Annotated in this window: 1 protein-coding gene; it reads left to right on the top strand. The window is 70.3% G+C overall.

All coding sequences use genetic code 11. The features are described from left to right. Window positions 1–435: aldo/keto reductase (locus EXE41_RS18815; RefSeq protein ID WP_137691810.1), on the top strand; the 435-nt coding region annotated here is incomplete at both ends.

The following is a 435-nucleotide window of genomic DNA, read 5'->3' as shown; positions in this document are numbered from 1 at the left end:
GTACAGCAGGTCGATCAACAGCTACGACCCCGAGGAGACGCTGCCCGCGCTCGACGACCTCGTCGACGACGGCGTGATCGACCGGATCGGGCTCTCGAACTTCGAGCCGGACCAACTGGACGAGGCGATTGACCGCCTCGACCACGACGTGTTCGCCCACCAGGTCGAGTGTCACCCCCTGCTCCAACAGGAGCGGCTCCGCGAGTACGCGGTCGAGGACGGTCACTGGCTCGTCGCCTACTCGCCGATCGCGCGCAACCGCGTCGCCGACGTCGACGCGCTCCGCGAGGTCGCCGCGGCGCAGGACGCGACCCCCGCGCAGGTGAGCCTCGCGTGGCTGCTCTCCAAGGAGCGCGTCGCGCCGATCCCGAAGGCGGCCGACCACGGTCACGCCGAGGAGAACTGGGCCGCCCGCGAGATCGACCTGACCGACGA

It is taken from the genome of Halorubrum sp. SD690R, from assembly GCF_005435035.1.
Taxonomy (GTDB): Archaea; Halobacteriota; Halobacteria; order Halobacteriales; family Haloferacaceae; genus Halorubrum; species Halorubrum ezzemoulense.
This window is presented reverse-complemented; position numbering and strand designations above follow the sequence as displayed.